Origin of the sequence: Calothrix sp. CCY 0018 (assembly GCF_963920925.1) — a bacterium.
In the GTDB taxonomy this organism is placed as follows: domain Bacteria; phylum Cyanobacteriota; class Cyanobacteriia; order Cyanobacteriales; family Nostocaceae; genus Rivularia.
Genome location: NZ_CAWUDI010000053.1, coordinates 1 through 20139 on the forward strand (window position 1 = coordinate 1; position 20139 = coordinate 20139).

Genomic DNA, 20139 nt, shown 5'->3' on the forward strand with positions numbered 1-20139 from the left:
AGCAGCCCAAGAATTAGCTGACAGACAAGCAGCCCAAGAATTAGCTGACAGACAACAGCAAAATCCTCTTGATGGCGAGAAAATAGCTGATGCTCCCACTGATGCACAAGGGAAAACCCCACCAGAACAGTTTCAAAAAGCTCCACAAACTCCAATTCAAAATCAACCAAACCAAAGCAGTGGAATATTAACAGCAGATTGGAATATAGAAACTGATACTTTTTTTGATGCTAAACCAGCAAATCTTGCAAAACCTGAAAAAAGAATTAGTAGTGATATCCCGCTTTCTCCTCCGCAAGATGGCAATTTTCAGCCAGGAAGTTTTTTGGTGTGGCTGATAATTGATAATCAAGGTAATGCATCAGTAATGAACATAGAAACCCCCGACTTAGCACGGAAAGAACAATATCGAAAATATGCCGAAGAAATTTTCAACGATCAGAAATTTATTCCGGCAACCGATAGTAACGGTAATAAACTCGATTTCAGTAATTTACCCATACGTGTAAATATCCAACAAAGTTCAAATTAAAGTTTTGAATGGCTTGATTTTTATCTACAGATGTAATATAATATTAGGGTTGGAAAAATTATGCGGGCGTAGTTTAGTGGTAAAACCTTAGCCTTCCAAGCTAATGATGCGGATTCGATTCCCGCCGCCCGCTTTTATCAGTTATTTCACAATAAAAAGCAAAAACAACTCCCAAGTTAAACTTAGGAGTTATCTTTTTATATTCGGCACAGTTGATGGCTACCCGTCACAGAAATATCTCGGATTTAACCAAATTTACCGCTGATATATTCTTTGGTATCTTGTTGTTCGGGATTTTGGAAAATTTTCTCAGTACGGTCATATTCTACTAAATAACCTGTACGACCTCCTGTTTCCCCAGTTTGAACGTTAAAAAAGCCTGTCATATCAGATACTCGCGATGCTTGCTGCATATTATGAGTAACGATAACAACTGTGAATTGCTCTTTAAGTTCTTTAATCAAATCTTCTACTTGTAAAGTAGAAATGGGATCGAGAGCAGAACAAGGTTCATCCATTAAAATTACATCGGGTTGAACTGCGATCGCGCGAGCAATACACAAACGCTGTTGTTGTCCACCAGATATGGATAAACCGCTTTGGTTTAATTTGTCTTTAACTTCAGTCCATAAAGCCGCACCTTTTAGGGAGCTTTCTACCAATTCATCCATGTTGCCTTTAAAGCCATTGATTCTGGCTCCAAAAGCGATATTTTCATAAATTGATTTGGGAAATGGATTTGGTTTTTGGAATACCATCCCAATTCTACGACGCACTTCTACAGGGTCAATTTTAGGAGCATATAAATTTTCCCCGTTGTACAAAACTTTTCCTTCTGCCCTAAATACGTCAATTAAATCGTTAAGACGGTTAAAGCATCTAAGTAAAGTACTTTTACCGCATCCAGAAGGACCGATAAAAGCCGTTACCTGATTTTTAGGGATATCCATATAGATATCTTTAAGTGCTAAAAATTTGCCGTAGTAAACGTTTAGTGCTTCTGTACGTAATACAGTTTGAGTATCTTGCACGGTGGAAATATGTGTAGTCATAATTACGTTAATTGTTTCTCGGAAAGCTTCAAAGTTGTTAAGTAACTCTTGTCAATGCCTTTTCTAATACCCGTCAATTATTTTGGGAAGTTTGTTATTTTGGGAAAAATTATACTGTATTCAATTGAACCCAAGTCTGACTTTCTCCATGCAATTAACTAGGATTTGCTGCGAGTTGTAAAGCGAGCAATAATACTAGCAATCAAAACCATTAGTACCAAAACTAAAGACGCAGCCCAAGCAACGGATTGCTGGTTTTGGTCGAAAGAAGTTGCAAAGTTATAAACCAAAACAGCAAGAGAAGCAGTTGGTTCGGTTAAGCCTCTGATCCAGTAGAAGGAGAATAAAGCCGTAAAAATTAGAGGTGCAGTTTCTCCAGCAGCACGAGCAATAGATAAGGTTACGCCAGTAATAATTGATGGTAAAGCCGCAGGTAACACTACTTGCAAAACTGTTTGATAGTTAGTTGCTCCTATTCCCACAGCAGCTTGCCGCAAATCATTAGAAACTAGTTGTAGAGCTTCGTCTGTAGTTCTAACAATAATTGGCAACATCAAAATTGAGAGAGCTACACCACCGGCGATCGCAGAATATCCGGTAACTTTACTTCCAACTAGAATACCGTAGGTAACAACACCAGCAATAATCGAAGGAACACCGCTCAAAACGTTGGTAGCGAAGCGAATCGAACGAGCTGTTTGTCCTTTGCTAAATTCTGTCAGATAAACTGCTGCTGCAACTCCAATCGGAACGCTAATTACAGCCCCAATTCCCACCATTATCAAAGTTCCGATAATGGCATTACCAAAACCACCACCTGTATCCAAAGGTGCTGGAGGCAATTTGTAAAATAACTCCAAGCTCAAGCTACTGAAACCTTTGATCAGCAAGTAAGAAAGCACCAGCCCCAAAGGCAACAAAGCTAAAAGCCCGCAAAGAAATATGACACCATTCATTACATTGTTAAATAGTGTCCTCTTAGAACTCGAAGAACCTTTTAAGCTACCGCGTGTAAACCCCTGTGGCTGCTCTGAAAAACTAGTCATGATTTAACACACCAATAAATTACAATCGCTGGACTCGCATTACTATTAACTCTGCCAAAATATTGACAATTAAAGTTAATACAAACAGCACAAAAGCCGCGTACATCAAAGCACTGATTTGCAAACCACCAGCTTCTGCGAACTGATTTGCGATTAAAGAAGCAATTGTATTGCTAGGTGCAAATAGGGAAGGACTAATTCTGTTGGAGTTACCAATTAACATGGTCACAGCCATTGTTTCTCCCATAGCACGACCAAGTGCTAGCATTACAGCGCTGACAATACCGGAAAACGCAGCTGGAATAATCACTTTCAAAAGTGTTTCCCAACGGGTACATCCGAGTCCATAAGCAGCTTCGCGCAAGCTTTTAGGTACGGAAGACAGCGCATCGCGAGAAATTGCTGTAATAATTGGCAAAGTCATAATTGCCAGAATAATTCCAGCAGGTAATAACCCAGGGCCACCAATTGCTCCCGATTCGGGAAGTCTAAAAAGCGGTATCCAGCCTAAAAACTGGTTAAGCGGTGTACCGATACTTCCTAAAAAAGGAATTAAAACGAAAATTCCCCACAAACCATAAACAACACTGGGAATCGCTGCTAGAAGTTCTACTAAGAAAACGAATACAGTTCTGACTTGCACAGGCAATATATTTTCGCTTAACAATACTGCTGTACCAATACCAATCGGTACGGCTATCAACAAACCGATAAAAGAACTAGCCAAAGTACCGTAAATTGACGGTAGTATTCCCAATTCAACTCTCGGAGGGTTGGGACTCCACTCGGTTGTGAATAAAAACCCCAGACCAAATTCCTGTAATGCTGGAAGTCCTTGAACTGCAACCTGAAAACCTATCCATAATAAGACCGCAGCAATACCAAAAGCAAAAATTCGCGTTATCCAAATAAAGCTACGATCGAGCGTTCTATCTGTTTCAGAGCGATTTTTACCGTCTGCTTGTCTATTCCGGGCTGGTGTACTCATAAAAAAAACTTTACCCATGTAATAGAGAAAATGTGGGAGCGAACCACATTATTCCTTAACTAAAATCAAATCTCGATCTAGGCAATTGAAAGATTTATTTTCAGCGATCAATCACTTTACAGCAATGTTGTACTCGGGGCTGATTGTGTCAGCAGCAGCAGCAACTTTCTCAACTACATTTGCAGGTAAAGGAACGAAACCTAGTTCAGAAGCAACTTTTTGACCTTCAGTCAAACCATATTCAACCATTGCTTCCACTGCTTTAGCTTCAGCAGGATTGTCATAGTTCTTGTAAGCCAAAAGCCAGGTGTAGGTAACGATAGGATAAGATTCATCTCCTTCTGGATCGCTAATAAAAGCACGGAGATTTTCTGGTAATTCAATAGCTCCCAAAGCTTTAGATGCAGCTTCATCGCTGGGTACAACGTATTGACCCGCTTTATTTTCCAAAGTCGCAGCACTTAAACCTTGATTTTTAGCGTAACCGTACTCTACATAACCTATAGAACCAGCAGTTTGCTTAATTTGAGCGGTAACACCTTCATTACCTTTAGCGCCAATTCCGGTAGGCCAAGATACAGTCTTACCTTCGCCAGGGCCGCTCTTCCACGCTGGGCTAACTTCGCTCAAGTGGCTTGTTAATACAGAAGTTGTACCGCTACCATCGGAACGATGTATAACTGTAATATTTTGGTCGGGAAGATTAACTCCAGGGTTAGCCGCAGCAATTGCGGGGTCATTCCACTTAGTAATCTTACCTAGTAAAATATCGGTATAAACCGCACGTGGTAACTTTAGATTGTCCACTCCAGGTAAGTTATAAGCAAATACAATACTACCAGCAGTCATAGGTAGTAATAATACGCCTCTTTGGACCTGAGCGATTTCATCATCCTTCATTGCTACGTCGCTAGCACCGAAGTCAACTGTACCGGCGATAAATTGTCTAACACCAGCACCACTACCAACTGACTGATAGTTAACGCGGAGATTCGGGTACTTAGCGTTAAGATCCTTGAACCAACGCTCGTAAATTAATCTTGGAAAAGATGCGCCCGCACCATCCAAGGTTACGTCTCCACCTAAATCTAATGGGGCGCTAGCAGCAACATCGGTAGCACCAGGAGTATCTCCACCAGCAGTATCGGTTCCTTCACCGCCACAAGCACCTAAAGTAACAGTAAGTGCTAATACTGAGAACAAGGAGGCAAAACGAGACTTATTAACTACAATTTTATTAGAAAACATGGATGTGCAAGTTGGGTAATTTTGCAGGTGTCGTTTATAATATACTGCTATTCAGTAAAGAGAAGGTTAACAAAGTCTGGTTTTATTGTTTTTCTGTACTCATTTAGACTGAAATTTATATTTATTGTTGAGATACAAATCTTAAACTCCTAACGTCATCAAAAAGAAACAAATCATACATTAGAACATTTGTATTGAAAGTGAAAATGTCATATCTATTGCGTTCAAACTTTAGCGTTCAAACTGATTAACAACTGACTAATAATAGTTATGCCTATTCCGATTAAACTGGTTTTAATGCTGATGAAGGGCTGTAGACATTGAATACGTAGAGCAATGAATTCAAACAGCATATAGGCTTTAAGTTGATTAGACAAGCCTAAATTAAGACCTCTTATCGAGTGCAAGATTGAGCGTAAACGCAATATCAATAAAGTTACAAAAACTTTAGCTTTATGTGCCGCCGATGGTTTTGAATTAGATTTTGGACACTTGCAGTTAGACGCATTAAACTAGGATGCGATATCAATAACTAAGTTTCGCTTATAGGAATGTAAGTATATTTGTGAACCAGTCAACAAATAGCAAAGCATTATTTTTCGCTTTTTGTATGAGTATCTTGTAAATGCTAGCTGCATCCAACCAATTATTATGGTCAATGATTGGCTTACTACTAACTATGGGTGGTACCTTCTTAGAAGCCTATATTGCCGCCCTACCTTGGAGTTGGAGTAACCAAGGAATTCATGCTTTTTCTTTAGGTGTCACCTATCAAATTGGTGGGGTGCTGTTAGTCGGTTGTTTGGGAGGAAAAAATGCTGGTGCGCTTTCACAAATAGCCTATTTAGTTATGGGCTTAACTTTGTTGCCCGTATTTGCTGACGGTGGGGGTATCGGCTATGTAAAGCTTTCTCAGTTTGGTTATTTAATCGGTTTTATTCCAGGGGCTTGGATTTGTGGTTTTTTCGCCTTTAAAGCGAGACCAAAATTAGAAACTCTTGCATTTAGCTGTATTTGTGGCTTGTTAACAGTTCATCTGTGCGGTATTTGTTATTTGATCGTTACTTATGCTTTAGGTTGGCAGGGTACGGAAAGTTTGTCCTTATTGGAAGCAATTGTTAAATATTCATTGCTTGCAATACCGGGGCAATTAGCTGTAGTCTGTGCCGTTACCTTAGTAGCATACGTTCTACGACATTTAATGTTTTATTAGTTGTTAGTTGTTAGTTGCTAGTTGTTGGTTGTTTTTGGAAGGAACTGGCTATTAGTGATGGAGAGCATACATTAAAAAGCTAGAAAACCTTTTATTTGCAATAAACACGAAATAGTAAAATGAAACTTGCTCAAAACCATCGGCATATTATTATTTTTTACCTGTCGCAATACTGGCTTGTATCGCTTGTCCTCTTTTTGGCGTAAAAGTTAGTTACTTTATTAACAGCCAACAGCTAAAAACTAACAACTAACAACTAACAACCAACAAATAATACCTTATGCGTTTAAAAAATCGCTTCTTTTGGATAACTGCTATTACAGGATTTGTATTGGATCAATTGACAAAATTCTGGGTTATGCAAACTTTTAGTCTGGGAGAAACACAACCACTAATAAAAGGAGTATTTCATTTTACCTATGTCCGAAATACTGGGGCTGCTTTTAGTCTATTTGCAGGGAAAGTAGAGTGGTTGCGCTGGCTGTCTTTATTGGTGAGCATAGCATTGATAGCATTAGCTTTATTTACTCCGGTTTTACTTGGTTGGGAGCAATGGGGCTACGGTTTAATTTTAAGTGGAGCAATGGGCAACGGTATTGATCGCTTTATCTTGAGCTACGTTGTAGATTTTCTTGATTTTCGACTAATCAATTTTCCAGTATTTAATTTGGCAGATGTATTTATTAATATTGGTATTGCTTGTTTAATAATTGCTTCTTTTCAAAAAACACCTCCAACTCATTCTTCGCGATCAAAATAAGAAAGCAGAGAATAGGAAAAAATTTTTAGAGAAATCCCAAGCGATCGCTCGGCAAAAAAAAATTCTGGATACTCATTATTGGTATTAGGTATAGCTTTAAACCCAATTGCCAATATACGAGAAACCAGAACTTATTTTTTTTAGCTTTATTTTTTAGTTTTCTACTAAATGAGTATCGAATTTTGACTCTTACTGAGGAGCCAGTATATCTGCTCCGCCTTCACTAGGAGTTGTTTCTTCGGTACTGCTAGGGGTATCGGAATCAGGAAGAGTTGTTCCTCCTGGCTGATTCATGTTGCTGGGAGAATCCGAATCAGGAGTTAAGCCTTCAGGTGCTGGGGTAATATATGTCGGAGTATCAGCATCATCTTCATCTTCGCTTGGTGTTGCTTCTCCCGGCTCAGTTGTATCAGGCATTGGAGTGATGTTTATTGGAGCATCATCTTCGCTTGGTGTTGCTTCTGGAGTTACGCCGTCAGGTGCTGGGGTGATATATGTCGGAGCATCATCTTCACTTGGAGTTACTTCTCCTTCAGGAGTACCAGGCATTGGAGTGATGTTTATTGGAGCATCATCTTCGCTTGGTGTTGCTTCTGGAGTTACGCCGTCAGGTGCTGGGGTGATATATGTCGGAGCATCATCTTCACTTGGAGTTACTTCTCCTTCAGGAGTACCAGGCATTGGAGTGATATTTGTTGGAGCATCATCTTCGCTTGGTGTTGCTTCTTCTTCAGGAGTACCAGGCATTGGAGTGATATTTGTTGGAGCATCATCTTCACTTGGAGTCATTTCTCCTCCTGGCTCAGTTGTACCAGGCATTGGAGTTACGCCTTCAGGAGTTGTACCTGGAAGAGGTGCGCCTGGTGCTGGAATTACTACGCCTTCAGGAGTTGTACCTGGCTCAGTTGTACCAGGCATTGGAGTTATGCCTTCAGGAGTTGTACCTGGAAGAGGTGCGCCTGGTGTAGTTTCAATACTATTATCTGGGGAAGTGCTATCTTCCGCTGGCATACTTTCTTCTGTTGAGTCTTCAGGAGCGCCGGAGCAACGAGAATTAAGTGGAAAACGTTCACACAAAATTTTCATTGCATCTGGCTTCAGCTTTTCTTCCGCAGCTGGAACAAGAGTGTCACCATCAGATTGTGAAACTTTTGTAGGCTCCTCGCGCTCTGGAAAGTCTCGGCTAGGAAATTTAGTCGATTGAGCAACTGTAACAGTGCTACTTAGTGCTAGAGTCAAGGCTGTACCAATAAGGGTTAAAATTTTGCCCTTCATAATTATTCACTCCTCAAAAGTAATACCAAAGCCCATTAAATCAAACAAAGGGATTTATAAAATCTGTCTAAATGAGGATGTGTCTTTTGAAATTTATATTCTGATAATTAAAAATGTAAATATTAGATCGTTTTTTCGCAGTCTATTAGTTGATATATATACTTGTATCCATAGCCAAGATTTATCAGTAGATAAAGCTCTAAAGTAATAACCAACAAATCTTTGAAAACAATTAAGAAATTAACCGTCAATCAATTATCATCATGATGTTGTCATAAAAATAACCGTTAAATTAAGAGAATTAAGTGTAGTTTTTGTATCATATGCGATCGGGAACAATTCAGTATCGCCAAACTTCATATATTCTTGTGAGTAGAATGGTGAAATAACAGCATTTTAGGGCAGCATGTTGCCCGATTCTTAAATAATAACCGTGGTGTGAATAGCCCATGAGTTCCCCTCAACCCCCTAAAAAGCCGCAAACTTTACTTGGTCAACTGACTCAAGCAGTACAGACAATTCAAGCTCAGGTCGATTTTTCTAAGCTGGCACTCAAGCCCAATGCTAGAGTGCCAGAACTTTGGGTTCAAGAAGCTGGAGCAACGAACGCTCAAATGTATCCCTTGCTTGGCGATCGCTATACGATCGGTCGCAGTTCTAAATCCTGCGATATTGTTGTCCGAAATCCGGTAGTCAGCCAAATTCATCTGTCGCTATCGCGAGATTCGTCTCAACGCAAGCCGGTTTTTGTCATTAAGGATGAAAAATCAACTAATGGCATTTATCGAGGCAAACGTAGAGTTGATTCTTTGGAATTGCGTCACGGTGATGTTCTAACTTTAGGACCGCCGGAATTAGCGGCTTCGGTACGTTTACAATATTCAGATCCTCCACCCTTTTACGTTAAAGCTGCGACTTGGGCGGGTTTAGGAGTTGCTGGTGTTAGTGCCTTGCTGATGTTGGTAATTGGCGTAGAGTGGCTGAAATTCTCCGTGCGACCTTTACCCGCAGCGACTCAAGGACCAGTGGTGGTTTACGCTGGTGATGGTGAAACACCTTTACAAGAGCCTCGAACCACCGCTCACGTAGATTTGAAAAAACTGTCCGATTTTGGACCTTATTTAGCTTCAGCTGTAGTAGCTTCGGAAGATAGCCGCTTTAATTGGCATTTCGGTGTTGACCCCTACGGTATTTTGCGAGCCGTGTTAATTAATACCCGTAGCGGTGATGTTCAACAAGGTGCTAGTACGGTGACTCAGCAAGTAGCTCGCAGTTTATTCCGGGATTATGTAGGTAGACAAGATTCTTTAGGACGTAAAGTACGCGAAGCAATTGTATCGTTAAAGCTAGAAACGTTTTACAGTAAAGACGAAATTTTACTTAGCTACCTTAACCGGGTTTATCTAGGAGTAAATACTTCAGGCTTTGAGGATGCTTCAAGGTATTATTTTGATAAATCAGCCAAAGAGTTAACGGCTGCGGAGTCTGCTACTTTGGTCGGAATCTTACCCGCTCCTAACGGTTTTAATTTTTGCGGCGATACTCAAAGCAGGCGCAATATTATCAGTTACCGCAACCGCGTTTTGTTTCGTATGCAGAAGAGCGGCAACCTCAAGCAAGATGAGTATAATCGCGCCAGACGTTCGCCGGTTGAAGTCAGTTCTAAGGTTTGCGAGCGTCAAGCCAAAAGAATTGCTCCTTATTTTTACAGTTATGTATTTAACGAGCTTGAATCTATTTTGGGAAAAGACTTGGCCGCTGAAGGAAATTTTATTATTGAAACTCAGTTAAACCCAAAAATTCAAGCTGAAGCCGAAACTTCATTAAAAAACCATATTAAAACTGCCGGAGCAAGTTTTGGGTTTTCTCAAGGAGCTATGGTTACTCTTGATTCGAGTACGGGCGGTATTTTGGCAATGGTTGGCGGTAGTGATTTTGCCACCAGCCAGTTTAATCGTGCATTTCAAGCTAAAAGACAACCCGGTTCGACCTTTAAAGTTTTCCCATACACCGCCGCGATCGAACAAGGAATTTCGACGGGAAGAACTTATGGATGTACTTCTGTACGTTGGCAGGGTATTAGATATAAACCTTGTAGAAGTGGTACTGCTCCCTTAACTCTTTCTACCGGATTTGCTCTTTCCGAAAACCCCATCGCCTTGCGAGTTGCTCAAGATGTTGGGTTAGATAAGGTAGTCAAAATGGCACAACGTATGGGAGTGCGATCGCAACTTAATCCTGTTCCGGGGTTAATACTAGGTCAAAGCGAAACTACAGTATTAGAAATGACTGGAGCCTTCGCAACTATTAGTAATAGGGGCGTATGGAATCGACCCCATGCCATTAAACGGATTCTTGACAGCAGCGACTGCAAAAACCGCGATGATTTAACAACCTGCCGCGTAATTTATGATTTCAATCAAGATCGAGAAGCCAACAAGCGAGTTTTGAGAGCTGGCGTAGCAAATACTATGACCGATTTGATGCGTCAAGTAATTACAAGGGGTACGGGAGGCGGTGCTGCTATTGGATTTGGAGAAGGTGGAAAAACCGGCACCACAGATAAAAATGTTGACTTATGGTTTATTGGCGTTATCCCCGGTAGGCGACTTGCTACGGGTATTTGGTTAGGAAACGATGATAATTCTCCCACTTCTGGTAGCAGCGCTCAAGCCGCTCAGTTATGGGGAAGCTATATGGGTAAAGTTGTAAGGTGAAAAGTTAGGAGTTAGGAGTTAGGAGTTAGGAGTTAGGAGATTTTATTTTAGATTTTGGATTCTGAGTACACTGCGTTGCGGAGCTTTCCTTCGTTGTAGCAAGTGTACGGGATTTTGGATTGAAAATCTTTAATTAAGAGTTGAAAATATTTTTCTAAAGAGTTAGGTGCTAGAAATTTTTATTTCTCCCCATCTCCCCATCTCCCCATCTCCCCATCTCCCCATCCCAACTACCGATAGCCCTGCCAAGGTGTAACTTCGACTTTCCCACCTGGTTTGAATTCCACCTGAAATTGAGCCAAGGGTTCTTTACTATCTGTATTGGTGGTGTTATCGCCTTGGAATAATTTAGGAATGGGTGTTTGTCGGAAATTATCAAAGGCTGCTTTATTTAGGGGTTCGTAGTCGGCGATAGTTCCATTCTGCTTAACCGCGACTCGATATTTTAAATCTTCCTTATAAGTCGTATTAGTTCCAGCATTTTGGTTTAGAGATGCTGATAGTTTTTGATTTAGATTAGAAAGTACTTTTTGGTCGGGAATATTTGTCCCTAAATTATCGGACTTATTGACGTATCCCAACCAGGGACTAACTTCTAGTACTCCCGTTTGTCTAAAAACTACTTTAAATTGGGCAATTGGTTCGTTGGCGATCGCACTACTGTTTGCAGGGCTGTAAAGTACTTTAGGCAAGGGAGTTTGTTCGATAGCGTCGTTGGCTTTTCCATCTATTGCTTTGTAACCAATTATCGCGCCGTCACCAGCAGTGCCTACGCGATAAACTAGGTCAGATTCCAATCCTTGACGACTTTGCCAAGCTTGATTGAGTTGTCCGTATACTTGAGTGTTTAAAGAGCGCAATCGCGATGCATTCTTAATTTCGGGGGCTGAACCTAGAAGTTTTTCTAAATCCCTTACTTGTTGTTGCGGTGTATTATCTGATGCTGTATTATTCGGGGTTGCGCTTGGTTGAGTTTTATTGCCTTCGGTTTTTGGTTGAACGTTGGAATTATTAGAAGACTCAACGGTTTTTTTTGCTTCGACTGGTTCTCTAAATTCTGGTGCTGGCATTAAATTAAATGCGATCGCAGCAGCAGCTAAAGTGCCAAGTCCAATACTTGCCGGTACTGCTTGTTGGAGTAAAGCACCATTAACGGCACCATGAGGTCTAGCAACAGGTTGTAGTTCTAGCGTTAATTCTGGTAAAGTTTGAGTATCCGCAAAAAATTGATCGACCGCTTCGACCAAATCGAACAATTGTACTGAATTCAAATTAACTTCGACTGTCTGTTTGCCATTGCTACCATTATTTAATTCGACCGCAGCAATGTCGGAGAGTACTTTTAATTTGTGGCTATTGGCATTAATTTTTTCCAACTGCACTAATTCCGATTCGGAGTTATGCGCTTGCGGGTTAGAAACATTACTCAAAAACTCTTGAGCATAGGCACTAACCGCTCTAACCAAACTTTCAAAAAAATCCCTACCACCCGCTAGGCTTTGAGTGTAGCCAGATACAGTACATTCTGCATTTACCAGAATAGACAGTTCCGGGCGCATTTCCTGAAACTGCGTGGTTTTTGAAGCATCGCTTAAACCTTCTAAAAGTAGCGTGCAATTAGGTAAACTATATTTACGTTGAATATTCATTCGACTTCACCATCAAAAAGACTAATCCAGAAGCGCTGCATTCCGGCTGTTCCCGTACAGAAAAGTAACTGTGCTAATAAATTTATCGCCAGTTCGTTTAATTTTTCATCAGAATCAAGTGCCATTAATCCAGAACGTCTTTTATTCATGCGGCTTCTAAAATGCGCTCGAAATCGTTCTAAATAAGTAGAGAGACGCAAATTCTGTTCCAAGGGAATTTGCTTTTCAACCATTTGTTGATTGATCATTAACAATTGACGAATCACAACCGTCAATCGTCTAGCCAAATAGCAAGAAATAACCACTAAAGCTTTTGCTTCCATAATGGTTAAAGGACGACGAATATTAGCTCTACGTAAAGGATTAGTGCTACGCATCCGCCATAAATTGACTCGATCCTTGATAATACCTTTAAGATCCAATTCTTGAGCAAATGCCAAAATGGCTTCAGAACCGCCAAGATCCAAAGCTTCAATTGCGAGTAGAATAAGGTCGATTTGTTGTCTGGTTCTACGAGGACATCCCGAAGCCTCTATTGCTGGATCGGGTAGGGTGTCCAGAATCATTGGTAAATCTTGTTCTGCCGAACTGTTTATCGGCGTTGAGGGAGCGGAAACATTCATTTATCAGTTCCTTGTAGGGCTGCTGTCTTAGAAAAATAAGTAAAATTAATTAAACTATGGTAGCCAAATATTAATATGTTGGCATATGGCAGTAATACAACTGCCTGATATATACATTAATTACTGTTTCATATCCAAGGTTTCCGTATACCGAAAATCGAAGTTTAAAAGCATTATTAATTCACCCGTTTGCAATTTGGGTAGTGCGATAGGCCATCAGTCGCCCTTAGTCTAACGACTCACTGCGCCAACGGGCGATCGCAACCCCGATAGTTCGCGTGGATTCTTATAAATGCGAGCCGTCAGAAGTGCTGCACGTTCAATAGCCTTTGCCTTTCCGGACGCAGTTAGCTCCACTATAGCCTAAACCTTTATGGGTTCTTATTTACAGCTAACGTCAACAATTTGTTGCAATAACCATACATCTGAATGTACTTATTTGTTGTATGGGGAGCGGCGTATTGCGTATTAACTTTAATGGCTACACGGAGTTGTCAATTTCATTATTCTGCCGCGATATGGTGCGTAAAGTCATTTGTAATAATACCGATCTACTAATTTTTCACCTCCATCGCCAAAATTTCCCCGACGTTATATATTAGACCTCATATACTAAAGAAACGTTAAAAATAAACGATTAAAACCGACCAATCATAACCGTTTTCTCTCGATAATTCTTAGCCATAAGATATTTTATCGGATGCAAAAAGTCTTTAATGCTTAATATGCTTACTTAATATATAGTGATTACAAATAAAAAACAGATGGCTCGGAGTGTCCGCTATCTTGCAGGAACTACAGAAATTAATTGGAATGACTATAGTCAATTGATAACTATGCCACTGTTTCGGTTCCCCACCAGTAAGATGTAGGGTAAGGGTTTAATGGCAGTACTAATTGTAGACTTTTCTATATTATGGATTTGAAATCTTTAATTCGCGATATTCCTGATTTCCCTAAACCCGGAATTATGTTTAGAGATATTACTACTTTGCTGCGCGATGCCCAAGGGTTAAGATACACGATTGACTTATTTACGCAAAAATGTATTGATGCTGGGATGACAGCAGATTTTGTAGTAGGAATGGAGTCGCGAGGATTCATTTTTGGGACACCTTTAGCATATAAATTAGAAGCTGGTTTTATTCCCGTCCGTAAAAAAGGCAAATTACCAGCTAAAATTCATGCAATTGAATATGCACTAGAGTATGGTACGGATACTTTGGAAGTCCATCAGGATGCTTTGCAACCCGGTAGCCGAGTTTTAATTGCCGATGATTTAATTGCCACGGGTGGAACAGCTTGCGCTACAGCCGAACTTATTCAAAAGGTAGGCTGCGAATTAGTCGGATTTGCCTTCATCATCGAGCTACAAGAATTACAAGGCCGTAAAAAGTTGCCAGACGTGCCAATTGTTACTCTTATGGAATATTAATAGTTAGTTGTTAGTGGTTAGTGGTTAGTTGTTAGGAGTTAATAGTACTAATTCAAAAATGCTACCCACTCTTCCCCCTCTATCTTTACCTTTAACCTTAAATCATGGTGCTATGACTGCAACAACGTCAAAAAGTTTTTGGGAATCAAGTCGAGATTCTTTGCTTAAAATAGTAAGTAGCGAAACATTTCTTTATATTGTCAAACGAGTATTACAGGCGCTGCTGACAATTTTTTTAGCGTCGATAGTTTCTTTTACAATTATTCAATTTGCTCCAGGGGATTATTTAGACACTTTACGACAAAACCCTAAAATTTCTCCAGAAAGAATTTTAGAGCTTCAACAACAGTTTGGTTTGGATAAACCTTGGCACATTCAGTATTTTTTGTGGCTGTGGCGAATTATTTCCGCAGGTGATTTTGGTGAAAGTTTTGTCTATCAGCGTTCCGTAGCTTCACTGATATGGGAACGAGTACCGGCGACTTTGCTTTTAGCTTTTGCTTCCTTGATTTGCACTTGGGCGATCGCCATTCCTTTGGGTATTTTTGCTGCCGTGAAACAAAACCAGGCAACTGACAGAATTTTACAAGTAATTAGCTATGCCGGACAAGGTTTTCCCAGCTTTATTACAGCTTTGTTGCTGCTGATTTTTGCTCAAATTACTTCCCCTTTGTTCCCAGTTGGAGGTATGACAAGTATTTATCACGCCGAACTTTCACCTTTGGGAAAAATTATTGATATTCTTTGGCACATGATTTTACCCACCGTCGCTTTGAGTATCACTAGTTTTGCTGGTTTGCAGCGGATTACTCGTGGTGAATTATTGGATGTATTGCGTCAAGATTACATTCAAACAGCCCGCGCCAAAGGTTTACCAGAAAATCGCGTTATCTACGTTCACGCGCTTCGTAATGCCATTAACCCGTTAATTACCTTATTGGGTTTTGAATTATCAGCTTTGTTAAGTGGTGCTTTTATTGCGGAATTTTTCTTCAATTGGCCCGGTTTGGGCAGATTGACTTTGCAAGCAGTAAGCTCTCAAGATTTATATGTATTAATGGCTAGCTTGATAATGGGCGCGGTATTGTTAATTGTTGGTAATTTAGTAGCAGACTTATTGCTTAAAATTGCCGATCCTCGGATTACTCTTGGGAAATCTTAAGTTGGGAAATTGGGGATTGGTAGTTGGTAATTGGTAATTGGTAATTGGTAATTTGGAAGAAAGAAAATTACTAACTCCTAACTCTTAACTCCTAACTCCTAACTCCTAACTCCTAACTCCTAACTCATAACTCCTAACTCCTAACTCCTAACTCTTTTTATGTTATCTGAAACGTATTATTTAATTCGATCTAAAGCTGATGGTCGTTATTTGGCAGCACATCCTAATGAAGATGATGCTTCTAGTTTTGTATTGATATTTCGTGAAAATTTTGATGCTTTGAGCTATATCAATACTCATGCTGGCGATTTAGCGAACCGTCTCGGTGTAGAAACTGTTTCAGGTACTCAGCTAAAAACTGTACTTCAAAGATGGAGTTTTAATGGTATCGGTATGGTAACAGATCCGTTGTTACCTAACATTGATTTTTTATTGCAAACTTGAATTTGGTAATTGGTAATTGGTAATTGGTAATTAGAAAAATGACCCTTACTATTAATTCAGAAATTTATAGCCAATTACTGTCTAAATATCAACCTCGAATTATCCAGACAGAACCGGAGAATGAGGAATTTTTAAAGATTGTAGAGGAATTGTTAGCACGTCAAAATCTCACAACAGAAGAAAATACGATTTTAGACTTATTAGTCAAATTAATTGAAGATTTTGAAGATAAACACTATCAGTTAAATAAATCTACACCTTGTTCTCGAATGCTTCATTTGATGGAAGCACAGGATATTAAAAAGGAAAGTTTAGTACAAGTTTTTGGTTTCCTTGAGGTAGTTGATAAAGTTATCAATGGTGAATTAGAAATAACTTCACAACAGGCTCAAGAATTGGGAAATTTATTTCATGTTGATTCGAGTTTATTTTTAAATGAGTAGATTATACAATTAATAGATATCAACAAACAGGTGTAATGATTGCTAATATTCCCTCGTACTTACCTTTTTTAGAATCAATTTGTTGGCAGACTGTTAATGTTTATCAGTTTACTCCAGAAGAAATGCTGGGTTGTTATGAACGTGGTTGGAAATATAAAAATTTATTTAATAATCTTCAGAGTGATGAAATTGAATTTATTAAGAAAATTGCCGAGGTTTATGATTCCTGGTTGAAAGTTGAGTTATGAGCTTTAAATTAGACCACCACAATAAAATTCTGACAATTCTTGAATGTTTAGATTGTGAACTTCTTCAGGAAGGCTCTACTTATTTTGGTGGTGGAACCCTTCTTGCTCTTGATTTTCAAGAGTACCGATATAGTAATGATATTGATTTTTTATCTTCTGTTAGTACGGGAGGTTATAAATATTTACGAACAAAGATTTTTGATAGTGGACATAAGATACTATTTCGGGATTTAAGTAAAATCAAAATCGGACGTTCTACAACCGACCAGTATGGTATTCGGATGATAGTTTCTGTAGATAATGTAGCTATCAAAATGGAAATTATTGCGGAAACTCGTTTTCAATTAGATTTACCAAGATACACACAATGGTCGTCTGTTCCATGTTTAAGTTTAATTGATTGTTTTACTTCTAAATTATTATCAAATTCTGACCGATACATCGATGATAGCGTACAAGCTAGAGATTTAATTGATTTAGCGGTTCTTAGATTAAATTATCCAATTCCTCAATCTTCTATTGATAAAGCTGAAAATGCTTATGAGGTTATACGACCTTTAAAACGAACTATACAAAACTTTCAAAACAGACCGGATTATAGGGAAAAGTGTTTTACTAACTTACAAATTGATCGAGATCAAATACCTAAAATTATTGATGGAGTTGATTTACTTTCAGCAGATTTAGATTTACCTGAAATACAAAGAAGTTTTCAAGAGCAACATGATATTTTTGATGACTTACTTGATTCGTGACAAATTAAAATTATTCATAATTTTATGTTCCTAAAAACCACTTCAAATTTCCTAACTAAGAATCATCCCCACTTGTTTGCTGTTGCTGTACAGATACTTTTAACTGTTGTGCGCGTAAATCTTCAAAATTATTGCGAATAGTCACCGTATTAGGATGATTTGTACCCAAAGTGCGATCGGCAATTTCCAATGCTTGGATATAAAGCGGTTCTGCTGCTTCATATTTTCCTTGGGAGCGGTAGAGTGCAGCTAAATTGTTCAAGCTCCTAGCAACATCGGGATGGTTTTCTCCGAGTAGCTGTTTTATTAATTGCAAAGCTTGGAGATAAAGCGGTTCTGCTGCTTCGTACTTTCCTTGGGAGTAGTAGAGTGAAGCTAAATTGTCCAAGCTAGTTGCAACGTCGGGATGGTTTTCTCCCAGTAACTGTTTTCTTAACTGCAAAGCTTGGAGATAAAGCGGTTCTGCTGCTTCGTACTTTCCTTGGGAGTAGTAGAGTGAAGCTAAATTGTCCAAGCTAGTTGCAACGTCGGGATGGTTTTCTCCCAGTAACTGTTTTCTTAACTGCAAAGCTTGGAGATAAAGAGGTTCTGCGGCTTCGTACTTTCCTTGGGAGTAGTAGAGTCGAGCTAGATTGTTCAAGCTTGTTGCAACATCGGGATGATTTTCTCCGAGTAGCTGTTTTCTTAACTGCAAAGCTTGAATATAAAGAGGTTCTGCTGCTTCGTACCTTCCTTGGGATTTGTAAAGTGCAGCTAAATTGTTCAAGCTCATTGCAGTGTCGGGATGATTTTCTCCGAGTAGCTGTTTATATAACTCTAATGCTTGGATATAAAGCGGTTCTGCTGCTTCATACTTTCCTTGGGAGCGGTAAAGTTCAGCTAAATTGTTCAAGCTCATCGCAACTTGGGGATGGTTTTCTCCGAGTAGCTGTTTTATTAACTGCAAAGCTTGGAGAAAAAGCGGTTCTGCTGCTTCGTACCTACCTTGGGAGTAGTAGAGTAAAGCTAAATTGTTCAAGCTGTTTGCAGTGTGGAGATGGTTTTCTCCGCGTAGCTGTTTTCTTAACTGCAAAGCTTGAAGATAAAGAGGTTCTGCTGCTTCGTACCTTCCTTGAGAAGAGTAGAGTAGAGCTAAATTGTTCAAGCTACTTGCAACATCGGGATGATTTTCTCCTAAACGGGATTTTATTACCGAAACGCATTGCTGATACCAAGGTTCTGCTAACGAATATAAACCTTGTCCTTCGTAAAATCTCCCTAAACCACTAAAAGCCCAACCTAAATATTCATCGCTAACTGCATCAAGATGATTTTCCGCGACTTCTGTTAAATGCGGAATAGCGTTTTTGACTGAATTTATATCCTCTAAGGTTGCTGAATAGGGAATTGTTTGAGCAATTTCAATAAAAGTGCTGGTAAATGCTTGTTTTAAGTCGTTGATTTGTACAGATGCTTGTAACTTAATCTGTAAAAATTCGCGAATCAAGGGATGAATTTTATAATAATATTCGCTTTCTTCTTCTAAACACTGCACCAAATGACGTTGATAAAGTTGCTCGATCGCTATTTTAACTTCAGAATCAGTGTAGCCTTGGTACGAAGTGGAGTTTTTACGCCAAGGTATGAAAAAATTAAGCAACCTTTGAAACTTGAATTTTTGGGCTTTTATTTTATTAAAATACTTAACTGTAGATTCTACCCACTCCCAAACAAAAATATCTGCTGCAAATAGACTTAATAATGCACCAAGCTCCTGTGTTTGCTGATTCAATTCCACCCAACTGATTTCAAATGCTGCTAAAACCCCAAGTTGTGCGGTACTTAAATTTTTTTGCTGGGGATTCATCGCTTCTTGATGCAGTCGCTGCTGTTTCAACTGCTCCAGCATTTTCTTTAAAGTAAAATGGGGAGGTTTTTTAACTAAATACCGTCCGACTAATTCTATCCCTAAAGGTAAATATCCCAACCATTTACATAGTTCTTGGGCTGTTGCTAATTCTTTATTTACTTTCTTTTCACCAACTATATTAATTAATAATTCTAAAGCTTCTTCTGCTGACAATACATCGAGGGATATTTCCTCAATATTGGTGTCGATATTTCGCAATCTAGTTGTGACTAAAACCCGAAAGCGGCTATCTGTGGGTAAGATTTCAGCAAAACCATCTAAATTAATTACATCATCAAAAACTACCAATACTAAATCTTCGGGTGGTTGCCAATTTTGCCAGCACCACTTTACCTGCTCAAGAATACTCAAAGGTTTATCGTCAAAATCTTTCTGAGGAACTTGCAAACCTAAATTTAAAGCAAACCCAATTATCTGTGCTGCAATATTCCCACTTCTGGCATTTATCCAGTAAATACCTCCTGGATAATCATTTTCGTGTCTACGTGCGTACTGCGTCGCTAATTCGGTTTTACCCACACCACCCATTCCCGCAACCGCTGAAATTGCTAGAGTATTGGTTTGGTGTAATTTCTGATGAATTTCTACTAGTTCAACTTGTCTTCCTACAAAGTTTTTAGCACCACGACTCGGTATATGT

At 39.3% G+C, this 20139-nt stretch carries 18 protein-coding genes and 1 tRNA gene; 11 read left to right on the forward strand and 8 right to left on the reverse strand.

Features of this window, described 5'->3' with window-relative positions:
* Positions 1 to 532 (forward strand): hypothetical protein (locus tag ACM03V_RS28725; RefSeq protein WP_414624221.1); only part of this gene is annotated, 532 nt, incomplete at its 5' end.
* Positions 533 to 594: 62 nt separating this feature from the next.
* Positions 595 to 665: transfer RNA gene (locus tag ACM03V_RS28730), tRNA-Gly, on the forward strand.
* A 112-nt stretch (positions 666 to 777) separates the two neighbouring features.
* Here the strand turns inward: ACM03V_RS28730 and pstB are convergent.
* The 4 genes from pstB to pstS form a co-directional block, all read right to left on the reverse strand.
* Positions 778 to 1584: a phosphate ABC transporter ATP-binding protein PstB gene (gene pstB / locus ACM03V_RS28735; protein ID WP_414624222.1), complete on the reverse strand. Its 807-nt coding sequence runs from the start codon at positions 1582 to 1584 to the stop codon at positions 778 to 780.
* 158 nt (positions 1585 to 1742) lie between these two features.
* Positions 1743 to 2630, reverse strand: coding sequence for a phosphate ABC transporter permease PstA (gene pstA / locus ACM03V_RS28740; protein WP_414624223.1), 888 nt, complete (start codon positions 2628 to 2630; stop codon positions 1743 to 1745).
* A 19-nt stretch (positions 2631 to 2649) separates the two neighbouring features.
* The gene (pstC, locus tag ACM03V_RS28745; protein WP_414624224.1) at positions 2650 to 3618 is read right to left on the reverse strand and encodes a phosphate ABC transporter permease subunit PstC; all 969 of its coding nucleotides are present in this window, start codon (positions 3616 to 3618) and stop codon (positions 2650 to 2652) included.
* Positions 3619 to 3729: 111 nt separating this feature from the next.
* Entirely contained in the window at positions 3730 to 4866 is a 1137-nt protein-coding gene (pstS, locus tag ACM03V_RS28750) for a phosphate ABC transporter substrate-binding protein PstS (RefSeq protein ID WP_414624225.1), read from the reverse strand.
* Positions 4867 to 5491: 625 nt separating this feature from the next.
* Here pstS and ACM03V_RS28755 point away from each other — a divergent pair.
* Positions 5492 to 6079 carry a biotin transporter BioY gene (locus tag ACM03V_RS28755; protein WP_414624226.1) on the forward strand — a complete coding sequence of 196 codons (588 nt, stop codon included), beginning with the start codon at positions 5492 to 5494 and terminating at the stop codon, positions 6077 to 6079.
* A 280-nt stretch (positions 6080 to 6359) separates the two neighbouring features.
* Positions 6360 to 6839, forward strand: a complete 480-nt coding sequence (gene lspA / locus ACM03V_RS28760; protein WP_414624227.1) for a signal peptidase II — start codon at positions 6360 to 6362, stop codon at positions 6837 to 6839.
* A gap of 189 nt (positions 6840 to 7028) precedes the next feature.
* Here the strand turns inward: lspA and ACM03V_RS28765 are convergent, their stop codons facing one another.
* Complete coding sequence (locus ACM03V_RS28765) at positions 7029 to 8114, reverse strand: hypothetical protein (RefSeq protein ID WP_414624228.1); 1086 nt, start codon at positions 8112 to 8114, stop codon at positions 7029 to 7031.
* A 449-nt stretch (positions 8115 to 8563) separates the two neighbouring features.
* Between ACM03V_RS28765 and ACM03V_RS28770 the strand changes: the two genes are divergently transcribed.
* Positions 8564 to 10831: a transglycosylase domain-containing protein gene (locus ACM03V_RS28770; protein WP_414624229.1), complete on the forward strand. Its 2268-nt coding sequence runs from the start codon at positions 8564 to 8566 to the stop codon at positions 10829 to 10831.
* 230 nt (positions 10832 to 11061) lie between these two features.
* Here the strand turns inward: ACM03V_RS28770 and ACM03V_RS28775 are convergent, their stop codons facing one another.
* Positions 11062 to 12480 carry a DUF4335 domain-containing protein gene (locus ACM03V_RS28775; RefSeq protein ID WP_414624230.1) on the reverse strand — a complete coding sequence of 473 codons (1419 nt, stop codon included), beginning with the start codon at positions 12478 to 12480 and terminating at the stop codon, positions 11062 to 11064.
* Positions 12477 to 13103, reverse strand: coding sequence for a DUF3038 domain-containing protein (locus ACM03V_RS28780; RefSeq protein WP_414624231.1), 627 nt, complete (start codon positions 13101 to 13103; stop codon positions 12477 to 12479). Before ACM03V_RS28780 ends, ACM03V_RS28775 begins: the two co-directional genes overlap by 4 nt.
* 916 nt (positions 13104 to 14019) lie before the next feature.
* Between ACM03V_RS28780 and ACM03V_RS28785 the strand changes: the two genes are divergently transcribed.
* The 6 genes from ACM03V_RS28785 (at position 14020) to ACM03V_RS28810 (ending at position 17590) form a co-directional block, all read left to right on the forward strand.
* On the forward strand, positions 14020 to 14538 hold the full coding sequence (locus tag ACM03V_RS28785) for an adenine phosphoribosyltransferase (protein WP_414624232.1): 519 nt from the start codon (positions 14020 to 14022) through the stop codon (positions 14536 to 14538).
* A gap of 112 nt (positions 14539 to 14650) precedes the next feature.
* Positions 14651 to 15700 (forward strand): ABC transporter permease, encoded by a 1050-nt coding sequence (locus ACM03V_RS28790; RefSeq protein WP_414624262.1) that lies wholly within the window; start codon positions 14651 to 14653, stop codon positions 15698 to 15700.
* A gap of 159 nt (positions 15701 to 15859) precedes the next feature.
* A complete protein-coding gene (locus tag ACM03V_RS28795; RefSeq protein WP_414624233.1) occupies positions 15860 to 16144 on the forward strand; it encodes a hypothetical protein in 285 nt (94 codons plus the stop codon).
* A gap of 38 nt (positions 16145 to 16182) precedes the next feature.
* A complete protein-coding gene (locus tag ACM03V_RS28800; protein ID WP_414624234.1) occupies positions 16183 to 16587 on the forward strand; it encodes a helix-turn-helix domain-containing protein in 405 nt (134 codons plus the stop codon).
* A gap of 35 nt (positions 16588 to 16622) precedes the next feature.
* Positions 16623 to 16835, forward strand: coding sequence for a hypothetical protein (locus ACM03V_RS28805; protein WP_414624235.1), 213 nt, complete (start codon positions 16623 to 16625; stop codon positions 16833 to 16835).
* Positions 16832 to 17590 carry a nucleotidyl transferase AbiEii/AbiGii toxin family protein gene (locus ACM03V_RS28810; protein ID WP_414624236.1) on the forward strand — a complete coding sequence of 253 codons (759 nt, stop codon included), beginning with the start codon at positions 16832 to 16834 and terminating at the stop codon, positions 17588 to 17590. The genes ACM03V_RS28805 and ACM03V_RS28810 overlap by 4 nt, the downstream gene beginning before the upstream one ends.
* A 55-nt stretch (positions 17591 to 17645) precedes the next feature.
* Here the strand turns inward: ACM03V_RS28810 and ACM03V_RS28815 are convergent, their stop codons facing one another.
* Complete coding sequence (locus ACM03V_RS28815) at positions 17646 to 20081, reverse strand: tetratricopeptide repeat protein (RefSeq protein ID WP_414624263.1); 2436 nt, start codon at positions 20079 to 20081, stop codon at positions 17646 to 17648.
* Between the last annotated feature and the right edge of the window lie 58 nt (positions 20082 to 20139).

What these genes read in the sequence shown, in the direction of transcription:
- ACM03V_RS28805 (WP_414624235.1), top strand. Translation starts at nt 16,623, where the DNA reads ATGATTGCTAATATTCCCTCGTACTTACCTTTTTTAGAATCAATTTGT.
- pstB (WP_414624222.1), bottom strand. Translation starts at nt 1,584, where the DNA reads ATGACTACACATATTTCCACCGTGCAAGATACTCAAACTGTATTACGT.
- ACM03V_RS28785 (WP_414624232.1), top strand. Translation starts at nt 14,020, where the DNA reads ATGGATTTGAAATCTTTAATTCGCGATATTCCTGATTTCCCTAAACCC.
- ACM03V_RS28765 (WP_414624228.1), bottom strand. Translation starts at nt 8,114, where the DNA reads ATGAAGGGCAAAATTTTAACCCTTATTGGTACAGCCTTGACTCTAGCA.
- ACM03V_RS28775 (WP_414624230.1), bottom strand. Translation starts at nt 12,480, where the DNA reads ATGAATATTCAACGTAAATATAGTTTACCTAATTGCACGCTACTTTTA.
- ACM03V_RS28755 (WP_414624226.1), top strand. Translation starts at nt 5,492, where the DNA reads ATGCTAGCTGCATCCAACCAATTATTATGGTCAATGATTGGCTTACTA.
- pstC (WP_414624224.1), bottom strand. Translation starts at nt 3,618, where the DNA reads ATGAGTACACCAGCCCGGAATAGACAAGCAGACGGTAAAAATCGCTCT.
- ACM03V_RS28790 (WP_414624262.1), top strand. Translation starts at nt 14,651, where the DNA reads ATGACTGCAACAACGTCAAAAAGTTTTTGGGAATCAAGTCGAGATTCT.
- ACM03V_RS28770 (WP_414624229.1), top strand. Translation starts at nt 8,564, where the DNA reads ATGAGTTCCCCTCAACCCCCTAAAAAGCCGCAAACTTTACTTGGTCAA.
- ACM03V_RS28810 (WP_414624236.1), top strand. Translation starts at nt 16,832, where the DNA reads ATGAGCTTTAAATTAGACCACCACAATAAAATTCTGACAATTCTTGAA.
- ACM03V_RS28780 (WP_414624231.1), bottom strand. Translation starts at nt 13,103, where the DNA reads ATGAATGTTTCCGCTCCCTCAACGCCGATAAACAGTTCGGCAGAACAA.
- lspA (WP_414624227.1), top strand. Translation starts at nt 6,360, where the DNA reads ATGCGTTTAAAAAATCGCTTCTTTTGGATAACTGCTATTACAGGATTT.
- ACM03V_RS28795 (WP_414624233.1), top strand. Translation starts at nt 15,860, where the DNA reads ATGTTATCTGAAACGTATTATTTAATTCGATCTAAAGCTGATGGTCGT.
- ACM03V_RS28800 (WP_414624234.1), top strand. Translation starts at nt 16,183, where the DNA reads ATGACCCTTACTATTAATTCAGAAATTTATAGCCAATTACTGTCTAAA.
- pstA (WP_414624223.1), bottom strand. Translation starts at nt 2,630, where the DNA reads ATGACTAGTTTTTCAGAGCAGCCACAGGGGTTTACACGCGGTAGCTTA.
- pstS (WP_414624225.1), bottom strand. Translation starts at nt 4,866, where the DNA reads ATGTTTTCTAATAAAATTGTAGTTAATAAGTCTCGTTTTGCCTCCTTG.